Source organism: Pedobacter frigoris, assembly GCF_032678645.1.
Classification (GTDB): domain Bacteria; phylum Bacteroidota; class Bacteroidia; order Sphingobacteriales; family Sphingobacteriaceae; genus Pedobacter; species Pedobacter frigoris_A.
This window is the reverse complement of record NZ_JAVTSP010000006.1, coordinates 75006-89031: the sequence shown is the minus strand read 5'-3', so window position 1 is coordinate 89031 and position 14026 is coordinate 75006. Positions and strand designations below refer to the sequence as shown.

Sequence of the window (14026 nt, the reverse complement as noted above, 5' to 3'; positions counted from 1 at the left end):
ATAGTTTAGGCACCAAAGATAAGTTACTATGATTCAAATAAAAACGGAGGAATTATAACTTTACAGTTACACTAATGGAGCATTTTAAACAGCAATTCTTTGAGCAGTTCTCCATCTGTTATGTTCCCCGTACTGTCCACCCCCTTACTTTTGAGGTCATATTCACGAAGTAAACTAATGATATCGAATGTTTTATTTAAGCCGTAACTCCTTGCAGCGGTTTCATAATCCTTAACAAAATAAGGATTTACGCCTAATTCTTTTGCAGCATCTCCTTTATTTGGCAAATAATGATACTTTAAAATCTTTGAAAAATAAGCATTCAGGTTGGCCATCACCATTACCATCGGATTTGCCTTTGGATTATCTGCAAAGTAATTCACGATCTGGTTACACTTCAGCACATTCTTTACTGCAAGTGCCTTTTGCAGCTCAAAAACATTGTATTCTTTACTGATGCCTATATTTTTCTGTACAAGATCTGTATCAATGGTAATGTCTTTTGTGATGTTGAGCATCAGCTTTTCAACCTCATTGGCAATCTTTGAAAGATCTGTCCCCAGGTATTCAGCCATCAATGCCGAAGCCTGCGGTGCGATCTTATACCCTTTCTCCTTAACCAGCTCATCTATCCATGCCGCAAGCTTATAATCCCTGACAAGGTCCGACTGAAAAACCACTCCGCCTTTATCTATCGCCTTGTAGATCTTTTTACGCTTATCAAAATTTGCATACTTATAGGCAAGCACAAGTATTGTCGTAGGCATCGGCTTCTCAAAATAATTGAGCACAAATTCTGCCTGTTTGTTACTGCCTTCTGTCTCCTTAGCCCATTTGAGGTCCTGCGCTTCCTTCACCACGATGAGTTGATAATCAGACATCATCGGATAACGTTTAGCCGCATTCATGATCGTCGACATGTCGGTATCCTTGCCATATAAGACGGTCTGATTGAACCCTTTTTCCATATCATTCAAGATATGCTCTTCCATATAATGAACAATCTGATCAATATAATAGGGTTCTTCGCCATGTAATAAATAAACAGGCTTAAACTTTCTGGCTTTTATGTCTTTGATGATATCGGAGGCACTCATATGAATGTTCAAACTTAGATAAAAACAATAGATACTAAGAGAAAACTTAGATAAAAATTTTTGTCTATTTTTACAGAAATGTCATTTACACCAACACCATTAAACCTTCCGCAATATCCTTTTAAGATCACATTAAAGGATAAGCAACATTACATTTTTGATGAAGTTAGAAAAAAACACCTGGTGCTGACACCTGAAGAATGGGTAAGACAACATTTCATCCAATACCTGATTCTGGAAAAGAAATTCCCACGCGCACTGATACAGATAGAGGGAGGACTGAGCCTGAACAAACTCCAGAAAAGGACTGACATCGTCATTTTTAATACAGCCGGCGAGCGGATCATGGTCATAGAATGTAAAGCACCTTCAGTCAAAATTACTCAGGCTACTTTTGATCAGGCTGCACGTTACAACTCTGTACACAAAACGAGGTGGCTGGTGGTCACAAATGGCTTAAAACATTGCTATGCACAAATAGACCACCTCGCAGAAAAGTTTTTATTTATTGAAACTTTACCGGAATATCAATTGCTTTAAATCTGATTCCAATTCATATTATTTCACACCTTCAATATCCATCACATTGTATTCAAAAGATCAGGCTTCGCAACTCAAACAGACCTTCTGGACGACATTCGGACAATATATAGCTCCGCAGCTTTCCGCAGAGGGTTTAAAGATCAACTGGATTAACTATAAAACCGGCTTAAAACATGTGTTCTTCAAAATGCAGGCTGACAATAAATCTGCATTTATCGCCATAGAAATTACCCATAGCGATCCGGGTATCCAGGAGTTGATATTTGAACAGTTCCGGGAGTTTAAAAGATTACTTGAAGATCAATTGGGAGAAGAATGGGACTGGGACCTCCACATACAAGATGAATACGGCAAGATAGTTACCAGGATCAGTAAAACATTGTCAGACGTCAGCATCTTCAAAAAAGAAGACTGGCCATCGCTCATCTCCTTTTTCAAACCCAGGATTATCGCTCTCGATGAATTCTGGAGCGATGCGCAATATAGCTTTGAAGTATTCAAATAAAAAAGAGGCTGTATCATTAATCTAAATCATGCCATTTTTCTGCACATCGTCATCCTTAATTTATTTCAGGATCCCGTTTGAGCAGGTTTTGAATAGCATGTCCGGGATCCTGAAATAAATTCAGGATGACGACCGTATTAATGATACAACCTCTTTTTTATGCATTTATTAGGAACCCAATGCCGCTAAGCTTTCCTCAATGATCTTAATCTTTGATTCTGCATCAGCCTTCTTATTGCGCTCATTTTGAATAATCTCAGGCTTTGCATTTTGTACAAATCTCTCATTACTCAATTTTGCATCTACGGATTTTAAGAAGCCCTGCAGATAAATAAGATCCGCATTCAGACGCTCACGTTCGGCATCTACATCAATGGTCTCATTTAATTGTATGAAGAACTCATCGTTACCCACCATGAAGCTTGCTGCACCTGCTAGTTTATCATTCACAAACTCCACCTCATTGATATTCGCCAGTTTGAAAACAATATTTAACCACTTCTCATAGTCTAAAGCAGAGTTTACTTTAATGGCAAGTGGCAGTCCTTCTTTTGGCGAAATCTGCTTCGTATTTCTCACGTTTCTGATTTCCGCAACCAGTCCTTTGATTACCTCCACCTCTTTAAGCAAAGCTGCATCAGCTGAACCTACTACAGGATAAGCGGCCACTATACAACAATCCAGTTCTCCTTTTTCTCCAAACAACTCATCGTGCCACAATTCCTCTGTCAGGAATGGCATAAACGGATGTAGTAAAGTCAGTATCTTCTCAAAGAAACCGATAGTTACTTTTAATGTATCCGCGTCGATAGGATGCTGATATGCCGGCTTAACCATCTCCAGGTACCAGGCACAGAAATCATCCCATACCAGCTTGTAACAAGCCATTAATGCTTCTGATAAACGGTATTGTTTAAAGTTATCTTCGATTTCTGAAAGTGCTTCATTGAACCTGTTTTCAAACCACAAGATGGCTTGCTGATTAGGGTTCTCCAGGCTTTCATCTACTTCCCAGCCCTTAACCAACCTGAATGCATTCCAGATTTTATTGGCAAAATTCCTTCCCTGCTCACAGTAACTTTCATCAAACATCAGGTCATTACCTGCCGGAGAACATAACAACATACCTACCCTTACGCCATCAGCACCATATTTTTCAATCAGGCCTATCGGGTCTGGAGAGTTGCCAAGTGATTTGGACATTTTACGGCCCAGCTTATCCCTTACAATACCTGTTAAATAAACATTAGTGAATGGTTTCTGACCTCTGAATTCATGTCCCGCCATAATCATACGCGCTACCCAGAAGAATAGAATTTCCGGAGCTGTTACCAGATCATTTGTCGGATAATAGTAATTGATGTCTTTATTGTCAGGGTTTTTGAAACCATCGAAAACAGATATAGGCCACAACCATGAGGAGAACCAGGTATCCATTACATCCGGATCCTGCGAAACAAATGGCGCAAGCTGGTGCTTAAATCCATTGGCTTCATCTGCGGTAAATACCCCGTCTATATCTTTAAGCTTTAAAAATTCATTCAAAGCCTCTTCTTTTGTTTTAGCTACTACCCAGTTTCCTTTGTCGTCATACCAGGCAGGAATTTGTTGGCCCCACCAAAGCTGGCGGCTGATATTCCAGTCGCGCACATTTTCCATCCAGTGACGGTAAGTGTTCACAAACTTTTCAGGGATCAGTTTAATGTCTCCGTTAAGTACATCTTCCAAAGCTGGTTTCGCCATTTCATCCATTTTGCAAAACCATTGCATGGACAATTTAGGTTCTATCGCTGCATTGGTACGTTCAGAAAAACCTACCTGCGATTTATAATCCTCAACTTTTTCAAGATGTCCGGCTTCTTCCAAAAGAACAGCAATCTTCTTTCTTGCTGTAAAACGGTCTTCACCTACCAATACTACTGCCAGTTCATTCAGTGTACCGTCATCATTTAAGATGTCTATAATAGGCAGTTTATGTTTTATTCCCAGCTCATAATCGTTCAGGTCATGCGCAGGTGTTACCTTCAAACAGCCTGTTCCAAAATCCATGGTTACATACTCATCTTCAATAACAGGAATCTCACGATTGATTAGCGGTACAAAAACTTTCTTACCTTTCAGATGGGTATATCTTTCATCATTAGGGTTTATACAGATCGCAGCATCTGCCATGATGGTCTCAGGACGGGTAGTTGCAATGGTAAGGGAATTACTGCCATCCAGTTCTGCACCATCTACCAAAGCTTTCTCACAGATAGAATATTTAATGTAATAAAGCTTCTGATTTACCTCCTTACGAATTACCTCTTCATCAGACACAGCAGTTTTACCTGCCGGATCCCAGTTTACCATCCTTACCCCACGGTAAATACGTCCTTTTTTATACAAGTGAATAAAACTGTCGATTACTGCTTCTGACAGATCATCCTCCATTGTAAAACGGGTACGCTCCCAGTCACAGCTGGCGCCAAGCTTTTTCAGTTGTTCTAAAATGATACCGCCATATTTCTCTTTCCATTCCCAGGCATACTTCAAAAACTCTTCCCTGCTCAGGTCCTTTTTATCGATACCCATATCTTTAAGCATGGCGACCACCTTAGCTTCTGTAGCAATAGATGCATGATCAGTACCAGGTACCCAGCAGGCATTTTTGCCTTGCATACGTGCCCTGCGGATCAATACATCCTGAATGGTATTATTTAGCATGTGCCCCATGTGCAGCACCCCGGTCACATTAGGTGGCGGAATTACAATGGTATATGGCTCACGCTCATCAGGCTCAGAATGAAAAAAGTTTTTCGACATCCAGTAGCTGTACCATTTATCTTCGGTTGCTGCCGGATCGTATTTTGTAGAAATGCTCATTATTTTGAAAAGTATCAGATTTTGAGGCGTAAAAATAAGGAAAAAAAAACAGATGCTGCTCGCCTCGCCAAATCTTTTGCTGAAGGGCAAAACATTTGCATGTCGGCTCCCAACACTGATTTTTTTTGGGAAAAGAAAAAAAGAAAGGGCAGTACTCCAGTACCACCCTTTACTTCATATTCCGAAAGATCACCTTCTTAAGACGGTACTTCCAGCCTAACACCTTTGTCTTCCCAAAAAATCACCTTCTTTGAAACGGTACTGCCAGCCTAGCGCCTTACTTCCAGTCTAATACCCCTCAGCCTAACACCCTCGCTTTTCCCAGAAAAATCACCTTCTCTGAAACGGCAATTCCAGCCTATTACCCCTCAGCCTAACACTCTCGCTTTTCCAGAAAAATCACTTTCTCTGAAACGGCATAGCGTCTTTGCGCTTCTTCAGCGCAATTATGCAGCCGTAGAAGAGAACGGTTATTTTTCCTTTTTCAAATACAACTCAAAGTAATCCGTTACTTTCTGATACAAATGTGCCCTATCCTTTCCAATAACATTATGTTCATGGCCAGGATAAATCATATAATCTACCTGCACACCCTTATCTACAGCCTTTTTCACGAAATCCACAGAATGCTGTTGCACAACTACAGGATCCTGCTGACCGTGGATCAATAACAATTTACCCTTCAGCTGATCTACTTTCGAAGAAAGGTAAGTCGCTGCATATCCTTCAGGATTTTCCTGAGGGGTATCCATATAACGCTCAGTATACATAATTTCATAAAAAGCCCAGTTGATCACCGGACCACCAGCTACCGCAGCTTTAAATACACCGGGGTGGGTTAGCATGAAGTCTGTTGTGGCAAAACCGCCGAAACTCCAGCCAAATAGTCCCATATTGGCCGCATCAACATAAGGCAGGCCTTTCAGGTAATCCACCGCGCTCATCATATCCTCCATCTGTACCTCTCCCGCTTTGCGGAACATAGATTGTTCAAAAGCACGGCCTCTGTTGTCACTTCCCCTTACATCCACAGTTAGCACCACATAACCACGTTCAGCCATATATCTAAACCAATAATCGCCAGCTCCTGCGTTCCAGCTGTTGGTGATCAGTTGGGCATGAGGACCTCCATACCAATACACAACAACAGGATATTTTTTTGAGGCGTCATAGCCAACAGGTTTATATAAACTTGCAAAAAGATCATCTCCGGATTTTCCTTTGATGGTAAACACGGTAGAGCTTTCTGTGGCATAGGCCGACAAAGGATTTGCAGCTGTTAATAGCACTTTAGGTTTTGCAGGAGCTGCTGTTTCAAATACCTGAATCACCCTTGGTACCTGCGGGCTGCTATAATTATCCACTACCGTATTTCCTGATGTACTGATCTGCACATTATGAACCGCATAGTCCTGGGTAATTCTCCTGGACTTGCCTGTCTTAATACCCAAAGCGTAAAGATTTCTGGTAACCGGAGATTCTTCAGTAGAAATATAGAACAATTGATCGCCCTTAGCGTCAAAACCTTTCACTTCCAGTACTTCCCAGGGACCCCTAGTCAGTTGCTTAACCAATTTTCCATTGATATTATATAAATAAAGATGATTCCAGCCATCACGGTTACTTTGCCAGATGAATTTCGAAGGATCATTTTTAAGAAATAACATAGGCACCAATGGCTCTACATATTTATCGTCTTTTTCTTCAAATAGCGTTTTAATGAACGCTCCTGTAACTGCATCGAACTGGTTTAGGCGCATATGATTTTGTTCCCTGTTGAGCACTGCGATGTACACATACTTATCATCAGGACTCCAGGCAATATTGGTCAGGTACTGCTCTACAGGAGTACCAGTTTTAAGATATATTGTTTTTTTGGTTTCAGGATTATAAAGCCCAACAGTTACCTGGTGACTTTTATCACCCGCCATAGGGTATTTGATATTCACGTTTTTTGCAGGTCTGCTGGTCCAGTCAATGATCGGGTAATCCGTAACCATACTTTGGTCCATCCTGTAAAAAGCAAGCAATTTACCTGCATTGCTCCAGAATATCCCTTTTGAAATCCCAAATTCATCTCTGTGTACAGATGATGCATATACAATATCTTTACTGCCATCATTGGTTACCTGCTGCTTATCTGTTCCCTTTGCTACAAAAAGGTTAAAATTATCCAGATAGGCCACATAACCTGCATTGCCTGCCTCAGCATTTTCTTTAGTCGCCAGCGACTGATCCATCAAAACTTCATAGGTATTCTTTACTGGATTTAAGGCGATCTTACTTCCATTTAAATATACAATCCATTCCGATTGCTGATTAAACTGGATCATCGGCATGGCTTTCAGTGTATCCAGCTGTGCAGATTTTAATTTTTGGTTCAATTGAGTTAAAGAAAGAAAATTCTTCTCCTCCTTATCCTTAAAATTCCCGCTCATCCAAACCGGACTGCCATTTACACGCTTAGCGTACACATAATTTTCAGTACCATAAATAAACTGGATCTGCGAAAGATTTTCAGGGGCTAAGGTCGTGCGGGCATTTAACATCGCATCCTGCATGGTCAATTGTTTGTTCTGAGCATTGCCCAAAAAAGCAAGAGCTACCAATTGAACTAATAAAATAAGTCTTTTCATTATTTTCTATTTGCCAGTCAAAGCTGGCCCAAAATTTATATGAATAATTCAGTTATGCGGCAAACTTAGATAAAATGTAGCAAATAACATCCTACCTTTGTTGGGTGAGGCTGTCCGAAAAGGTACGCTCGTCACAAATGAAACAATAAAATCCCGATGAAAAACATCTTTATAGGTTTACTTTTTGCGATGTTATGGGCTTCGGCATCAGTGGCTACCAAATTCGGAATATTATCAGCACCTCCATTGATATTGGGCAACATGCGTTTTTTTATCGCCGGCTTTGTGCTGCTCGTCTTTGGATATGTATTCAATAAAGACAAGTCTTACCGCTGGCCCAACACAGAGGAATGGAAACACCTCGCAATTTTCGGATTCTTAAATACAACCGTTTACCTCGGCATGTATGTATATGCAATGAAATACACTGCAGCCGGCATCGGTAGCCTTGCCACATCCACCAATCCGCTACTCATTGTCTTACTTTCTTCCTGGATGATAGGCAGAAAACCATCGAAAGAAGAAGTATTAAGCATCATTATTGGGATGATCGGAATTGGAATTGCCACCTACCCCCTTTTACAAAACGCCAGTACCACCTTATCCGGACTCACGATTTTAATGTTGAGCATGGTATCTGTTTCATTTGCCAGCGTTTATTACGCAAGGGTAAAATGGCAGCTTCCAAACATTTTGATCAACGGCTGGCAGGTGACCCTGGGCGGATTATTGTTAATTCCTTTTACACTTTCCATGAGCGATTTTTCAACGATAACATTAGACAACAGATTGGTGTCTTCAGTATTGTGGCTCAGTCTCGCCGTCTCTGTCATAGGATTGATCTGCTGGTTCTATCTTTTAAAAATTGACACCGTTAAAGCCTCGCTATGGCTCTTTTTATGTCCCCTATTTGGATTTTTCTATGCCTGGTGGTTATTGGATGAGCCCATCACCCTCTATACCATTGCAGGGACACTTCTTGTCGTATTCGGCTTGTATCTTGGTCAACGAAACAACTTCAAAAAGAAAGTTCAGTAAACATAATTTATTGCATCAACACAATAAATTATGTTAAAATATGTTAAATACATATAAAAAGACTGACTTATGAGAACTATAAGAATATTTTTCATTACGGGTAGCATCTTAAGAAAATTCAGCCTGAGCAGAATTTACTATTGGTTCAATAAGTAACTTCTTTGTTTCAATTCTCCTTGAATTTCCTTCACCCGCTACAATTAATTTATAAACAGGTGTAGATTAAGGCATTTCCCTAAATCGGATTTCTCAATTATACGTAATAGATTTTGTTAAAAAACAATATGTCACCACTTGGTAAAATACTATGTTTTACCTTTATACAATCGTAGTGTTAATTTACTCCTAACACGGTGATGACCAGCTGTCTTAGAGCAGTTGTAGTTTTTATTTGATTAATACGCTCAAACATAAGAAAGAGGGTGCTATAAACCTATTCAGCGCCCTCAATCTTAATACTCCGCCTTATCGAAATCTGCCTTTTCCTTAATTTTTAAATTGTTTTCTGCATCCTTATATATCAGATCAGTAATTTTATCTAAAGCTTTTAATACCCTTTCCATGCCATTCGGCTCATTGATATCTACCCCGCAAAAAGTATTTCCATTTGCTTTTGCCTGAAGTACCATATAATAGACACCAGCTACCTGCAGGGCCAGCAAAGACCGGATATCCGTATCCGCATTTTCGAAATAAGGTCCAATGAGCTTAAATATTTCCTCACCAAATTCTTCTCTTTTGAAAGAAACATCTTTGATCATCTTATTTTTTTCACTGATTTCCCAAATGATGATCTTCTGCATCTCCTCTGCAGAGTAAAAAAAAGTAAGCTGCCTGTTCAAAATAGACTTCAAAAGCTCTTTTCCATGATCTACATCGGCCTGCATTAATATATCCTCCATATTTTCAGACAGACCAATCCAATAATCTTTTGCTTTTACATAGGTTTCAATCAGATTATTTACATTATTGTCAAAATAACGGTAGATCAGTTTTTTATTTACTTCTGCTTTTTTGGCGATCTTATTAACTCCCAATGCTGTGTATCCCTCTGTCTTAATGATCTCTCCAACAGCATTTATCAATTTGAGCATGGTCTTTTCTTTGTCCCTTATTTCACCGGAAACTCGTTTTCTTGGTTTAGCGTTCATTTGTTGAAATTAGTAAATTTATTACATATGTCACCACTTTTTAAACTTTACCGAATTATCTTTAGCAAATGTTTTTGTAAAAAACCATCTTCCTAATTTTTATGACGCCATCAATTGAACCTTCAGAGCAGCTTACGACCCTACCCATTTCAGAACTAAGAGTTGGTGATCGACTTATAAATTTAGGTCCCGTTATCGAAATCACTGAGCTTGCAGATTCCTTTTCTCTTGTCATTGAAAGAATGCAGGAAAGGCAGGTATGGCGCTTCAATAAGGATGAGGAATTACTGATCAGTTCTGATCGGTAATAATTTCATGATATCATTGCTTTACGGAGTACATTTGATAATTTTATACCGATGATGTTCCTTTACATCGGCTAAACTATTTTTTTATGATGAATACAATATGCAAAGCCTGTTTTGCCGTTTTGGGCATAATGGCAGTAAGCTATTCAGCAAGCGCACAGCAAAAATTTATTGACCCTGCAAACATGGATCTTTCGGTCAGGCCGGGCGATGATTTTTATAAGTATGCCAGTGGAAAATGGGTAAAAAACAATCCCGTTCCTGCAAAAGAAACCCGATGGGGAAGCTTCAACGAGTTGAGAGACTTCAACATCAATGCGGTAAAGGGTCTGGTTGAAAATGCTGCCGCAGGCAAATCTGCACCGGCAGGATCTGTAAAAAGGCGGGTTGGTGATTTTTACAGAGCCGCGATGGACAGTATAGCCATCGAAAAACTAGGCTATACACCTATTAAAGCCGAACTCGAAAAGATTAAGCAACTTAAAAGCACAGCCGATGTCCTGAACCATACTGCTTACCTGAGAACCAATGGACTTGCCTCCCCGATGTTTAGCTTCGGTGTGTCGCAGGATAAGAAAAACGTCAACAAATACCTACCTCAGCTTGGTCAAGGGGGAACTACACTCCCCGATCGTGATTATTACCTGAAAGATGATAGCCGCAGTGTAAAAATACGCGAAGCTTATACGACATACATGACCACCCTGTTCAAGTTAACAGGCAGCACAGAAATCCAGGCAGTAAAAAAGGCTGGTATTGTAATGGCCATAGAAAAACAACTCGCTGACGCACAAATGACCCGCCTGGAAATGCGCGATCCCTATAAAACCTATAACAAATTCACCCTATCGGATTTTAATAAAAGTACCCCTGCTATGAGCTGGCCATCGCTGTTCAGCCAGTTATTGGTACGCCAGCAGGATACAGTTCTTGTTTCCTCTCCTAAATTCTTTGTCAGTCTAAATGGTTTGCTGGAAAGTGTTTCACTGGCCGACTGGAAAACCTACCTGGAATGGAACATCTTAAAGAGTGCAGCACCAAACCTGAGCAGTCCATTCGTAAACGCAACTTTCGCTTTCAATCAGGCGCAGACGGGACAGAAAGTTCAGACTCCACGCTGGCAAAGGATGTCACAATTGACTGACGGTACCATAGGTGACCTGCTTGGCCAGCTTTACGTGGCCAAATATTTTAAGCCTGACGCAAAAGTACGTATGGATGAATTGATTGAAAACCTAAGGAAAGCCTTCGCAATCAGGATCAAAAACCTGGACTGGATGAGTGACGTAACTAAGCAACAGGCACTCGACAAACTGAATGCCTTTGTGCCCAAAATAGGCTATCCTTCAAAATGGCGTAACTACGACGGCCTGACCATCCGTCCTGATACTTATCTGCAAAACCTGCGCAATGCAGGCACCTGGGCTTACCAGGAAATGGTGGCTCAATTGGGAAAACCGGTAGACCGTACCCGATTTGGCATGACACCCCCTACGGTTAATGCCTATTACAGCGCAACCATGAATGAAATCGTATTCCCTGCCGGGATATTACAATTCCCTTTCTTTGATCCTAATGCCGATGATGCCGTAAATTACGGAGGTATTGGTGCCGTGATCGGTCATGAAATGTCGCACGGATTCGACGACTCCGGAAGTCAGTATGATAAAGACGGTAACTTGCGTAACTGGTGGACTGCAGAAGACCGCGAGAAATTTGACGCAAAAACAAAATTACTTGGTGAGCAGTTTGACGGTTATAAAGTACTGGATACCATCTCTGTAAACGGCAAGTTCACGATGGGAGAAAACATAGGTGATCTCGGCGGACTAAATGCTGCTTATGAAGCCTTCAAAATGACCAAACAAGGTCAATCCGATGAAAAAATTGATGGATTTACTCCGGATCAGCGCTTCTTCCTTTCCTGGGCACAGGTCTGGAGAGGCAATGTACTGCCTGAAAGTGCAGCGCAACTGGTGAAAACAGATCCGCATTCACCGGGCCAGTTCAGAACTATCGGTGCTCCTGTAAATATGGATGCATGGTATAAAGCCTTTGACGTGAAACCGGGAGATAAACTATACAAGAAACCGGAAGACCGGATCAGGCTTTGGTAAAGAGATTAAAGTTAATGAGTTTTAGCTAATTTTACGGCAATGAATAAAATCACATTAACTGCCGACGGTTCGAATACACTGTATAACGAAAGTATCGGCGAGCATTACCATTCTAAACATGGGGCTTTGCAGGAGAGTAAGCATGTATTTGTAGATGCGGGATTAAAACATGTCATTGCTCTTTTTCCAGATCAGGATATAAGTGTGCTGGAAGTCGGTTTTGGTACAGGTCTGAATTTTTTACTCAGTGCCGCTTACTGTTCAGTCCACAATATCCCGCTTAAATACACCTCGCTGGAGGCCTTTCCATTAAGGAGTGAAGAACTTGAGTCAACGGGCTATGACCAATATGTGCCACATGAAATCTGGGAGGGGCTAGTCAACAATTATGGCAAAGCCATGCAGCAGGCAGTCGATATTATCCCTGAACAACAATTGAGGATACAGCATACCTACCTTCATCGTTATGAAAGTGCCTCGCAATTCGACCTGGTTTATTATGATGCTTTTTCAGTACAGCACCAGCCTGAGATGTGGACAGATGAAATCATTGCACACACTTGCAAATTTCTAAAACCAGGCGGCATATTCGTAACCTATGCCATCACGGGAAAATTAAAACGTGCATTAAAAAGTGTAGGTTTTACCATAGAAAAGCTTCCGGGTGCACCGGGTAAAAGAGAGATGCTGAGGGCCAGAAAAGATCATGCATAGGCAAACTCCGATAGCTTAAATTTGTTAAACAATAATGAAAAAGAGAAAATTAGGCAATACAGACTTACTCGTATACCCCATCACATTTGGGGGCAACGTGTTTGGATGGACTATAGACGAACAAACTTCATTCGAAATATTAGACGGATTTACCGATGCGGGATTTAATTTCATAGATACCGCAGATTCTTACTCTCATTGGGCGCCCGGAAATAAAGGCGGTGAATCTGAAACGATCATCGGCAACTGGATGCAGGAAAGAAAAAACAGGGATCAGGTCATTATTGCAACCAAAGTAGGCTCCATCCCGGGGTCTGATAAAAAATCTTTAGCGCCCAAATACATCAGACAATGTGTAGAGAACTCTCTTAAGCGACTAAAAACAGATTATATAGACCTGTACCAGTCGCACTACGACGACCTTGAAACCCCAATAGAAGACACCCTGGCAGTTTATGACCAGCTCATTAAAGAAGGAAAAGTGCGGTGGATAGGTGCTTCTAATTTCTCTGCAACAAGACTAAAAGAGGCACTGGAAATCGCAGAAACGGCTAATCTTCCCAGATACCAGACCTTTCAACCCGAATATAACCTTTATAAAAGGGAAAAATACGAAACAGAATTCGAACAGCTGGTACTCGACAATAACCTTGGCGTCATCAACTACTATGCACTTGCCAGTGGTTTTTTAACTGGAAAATACCGTTCAGAGGCAGATTTCACCAAAAGCAAGCGCGGCGCGGGAATTAAGAATTATCTAAATGAGCGGGGTTTCAAAATATTGAAAGCGCTTGACGATGTTTCAGAGCAATACAATGCCAATCCCGCAAGTGTATCTCTTGCCTGGCTGATCGCAAAACCTTCCATTACCGCACCCATTGCCAGCGTAACGAGTTTAGCACAATTAGACGACCTGATTAAGGCTGCTGCTTTAAAACTCGACAATGAAGAGATCGCCATACTTGATGATGCAAGTGCCTGGAAATAATTATTTCACCTAAGTTTGGCAGGGCATTTGTTTTTAAGGTAACTTACCATATAAATTAACTTAC

11 protein-coding genes are annotated in these 14026 nt (G+C 40.9%); 7 read left to right on the top strand and 4 right to left on the bottom strand.

The window, feature by feature from the left end:
• Window positions 1–71: 71 nt before the first annotated feature.
• The gene (gene holA, locus R2Q78_RS17860; protein WP_316793912.1) at window positions 72–1097 is read right to left on the bottom strand and encodes a DNA polymerase III subunit delta; all 1026 of its coding nucleotides are present in this window, start codon (window positions 1095–1097) and stop codon (window positions 72–74) included.
• A gap of 78 nt (window positions 1098–1175) precedes the next feature.
• On the opposite strand from holA, the gene R2Q78_RS17855 reads away from it, so the two are divergent.
• Together R2Q78_RS17855 and R2Q78_RS17850 are read left to right on the top strand one after the other, a co-directional pair.
• Window positions 1176–1637: a type I restriction enzyme HsdR N-terminal domain-containing protein gene (locus R2Q78_RS17855; protein WP_316793911.1), complete on the top strand. Its 462-nt coding sequence runs from the start codon at window positions 1176–1178 to the stop codon at window positions 1635–1637.
• 46 nt (window positions 1638–1683) lie between these two features.
• Window positions 1684–2145, top strand: a complete 462-nt coding sequence (locus R2Q78_RS17850; protein WP_316793910.1) for a DUF4268 domain-containing protein — start codon at window positions 1684–1686, stop codon at window positions 2143–2145.
• A 168-nt stretch (window positions 2146–2313) separates the two neighbouring features.
• Here R2Q78_RS17850 and R2Q78_RS17845 read toward each other — a convergent pair whose 3' ends face one another.
• Entirely contained in the window at window positions 2314–5010 is a 2697-nt protein-coding gene (locus R2Q78_RS17845) for a valine--tRNA ligase (protein ID WP_316793909.1), read from the bottom strand.
• Between the two features lie 470 nt (window positions 5011–5480).
• Window positions 5481–7646 carry a S9 family peptidase gene (locus R2Q78_RS17840; RefSeq protein WP_316793908.1) on the bottom strand — a complete coding sequence of 722 codons (2166 nt, stop codon included), beginning with the start codon at window positions 7644–7646 and terminating at the stop codon, window positions 5481–5483.
• Between the two features lie 156 nt (window positions 7647–7802).
• On the opposite strand from R2Q78_RS17840, the gene R2Q78_RS17835 reads away from it, so the two are divergent.
• A complete protein-coding gene (locus R2Q78_RS17835; protein ID WP_316793907.1) occupies window positions 7803–8684 on the top strand; it encodes a DMT family transporter in 882 nt (293 codons plus the stop codon).
• 452 nt (window positions 8685–9136) lie between these two features.
• Here R2Q78_RS17835 and R2Q78_RS17830 read toward each other — a convergent pair whose 3' ends face one another.
• Window positions 9137–9835: a TetR/AcrR family transcriptional regulator gene (locus R2Q78_RS17830; RefSeq protein WP_316793906.1), complete on the bottom strand. Its 699-nt coding sequence runs from the start codon at window positions 9833–9835 to the stop codon at window positions 9137–9139.
• Between the two features lie 101 nt (window positions 9836–9936).
• Here R2Q78_RS17830 and R2Q78_RS17825 point away from each other — a divergent pair, with 101 nt between their 5' ends.
• From R2Q78_RS17825 to R2Q78_RS17810, 4 genes are all read left to right on the top strand, one after another.
• Window positions 9937–10143: a hypothetical protein gene (locus R2Q78_RS17825; RefSeq protein WP_316793905.1), complete on the top strand. Its 207-nt coding sequence runs from the start codon at window positions 9937–9939 to the stop codon at window positions 10141–10143.
• A gap of 89 nt (window positions 10144–10232) precedes the next feature.
• Window positions 10233–12260, top strand: a complete 2028-nt coding sequence (locus R2Q78_RS17820) for a M13 family metallopeptidase (RefSeq protein ID WP_316794075.1) — start codon at window positions 10233–10235, stop codon at window positions 12258–12260.
• A 39-nt stretch (window positions 12261–12299) separates the two neighbouring features.
• On the top strand, window positions 12300–12974 hold the full coding sequence (gene mnmD, locus R2Q78_RS17815; protein ID WP_316793904.1) for a tRNA (5-methylaminomethyl-2-thiouridine)(34)-methyltransferase MnmD: 675 nt from the start codon (window positions 12300–12302) through the stop codon (window positions 12972–12974).
• Between the two features lie 34 nt (window positions 12975–13008).
• Window positions 13009–13962 carry an aldo/keto reductase gene (locus R2Q78_RS17810; protein WP_316793903.1) on the top strand — a complete coding sequence of 318 codons (954 nt, stop codon included), beginning with the start codon at window positions 13009–13011 and terminating at the stop codon, window positions 13960–13962.
• Window positions 13963–14026 lie beyond the last annotated feature (64 nt).

Coding starts and splice junctions, on each gene's coding strand:
- holA (WP_316793912.1), bottom strand. CDS start 1,097: ATGAGTGCCTCCGATATCATCAAAGACATAAAAGCCAGAAAGTTTAAG.
- R2Q78_RS17855 (WP_316793911.1), top strand. CDS start 1,176: ATGTCATTTACACCAACACCATTAAACCTTCCGCAATATCCTTTTAAG.
- R2Q78_RS17845 (WP_316793909.1), bottom strand. CDS start 5,010: ATGAGCATTTCTACAAAATACGATCCGGCAGCAACCGAAGATAAATGG.
- R2Q78_RS17840 (WP_316793908.1), bottom strand. CDS start 7,646: ATGAAAAGACTTATTTTATTAGTTCAATTGGTAGCTCTTGCTTTTTTG.
- R2Q78_RS17835 (WP_316793907.1), top strand. CDS start 7,803: ATGAAAAACATCTTTATAGGTTTACTTTTTGCGATGTTATGGGCTTCG.
- R2Q78_RS17830 (WP_316793906.1), bottom strand. CDS start 9,835: ATGAACGCTAAACCAAGAAAACGAGTTTCCGGTGAAATAAGGGACAAA.
- R2Q78_RS17825 (WP_316793905.1), top strand. CDS start 9,937: ATGACGCCATCAATTGAACCTTCAGAGCAGCTTACGACCCTACCCATT.
- R2Q78_RS17820 (WP_316794075.1), top strand. CDS start 10,233: ATGAATACAATATGCAAAGCCTGTTTTGCCGTTTTGGGCATAATGGCA.
- mnmD (WP_316793904.1), top strand. CDS start 12,300: ATGAATAAAATCACATTAACTGCCGACGGTTCGAATACACTGTATAAC.
- R2Q78_RS17810 (WP_316793903.1), top strand. CDS start 13,009: ATGAAAAAGAGAAAATTAGGCAATACAGACTTACTCGTATACCCCATC.